Origin of the sequence: Leifsonia sp. SIMBA_070 (assembly GCF_046534635.1) — a bacterium.
Lineage (GTDB): Bacteria > Actinomycetota > Actinomycetes > Actinomycetales > Microbacteriaceae > Leifsonia.
Genome location: NZ_JAWRYK010000963.1, coordinates 1 through 235, shown reverse-complemented (window position 1 = coordinate 235; position 235 = coordinate 1). Strand labels below are relative to the sequence as shown.

1 protein-coding gene is annotated in these 235 nt (G+C 66.4%); it reads left to right on the top strand.

Annotated elements, in window-relative coordinates:
* Positions 1-235: MMPL family transporter (locus SB754_RS23025; RefSeq protein ID WP_410784570.1), on the top strand; the 235-nt coding region annotated here is incomplete at both ends.

Genomic DNA, 235 nt, shown 5'->3' with positions numbered 1-235 from the left:
GTGTTCATTGCCCTGCTGGCCCTGAACATCACCGGCATTCCCTTCCTGGGCCTGATGGGCACCGTGGGCGCGGCCTGCGTTGCCATCGCCGTACTGGTGGCCACCACTCTGACCCCGGCACTGCTCAAGCTGTCCGGCATGAAGATCCTCAGCCGCAAGGAGCGTGCGGCACGGGAGAAGGAACACGGCGCCTCCGCCTCGGCGGGCAAGCCGGAGACCATTCCGGTGAAGCAGA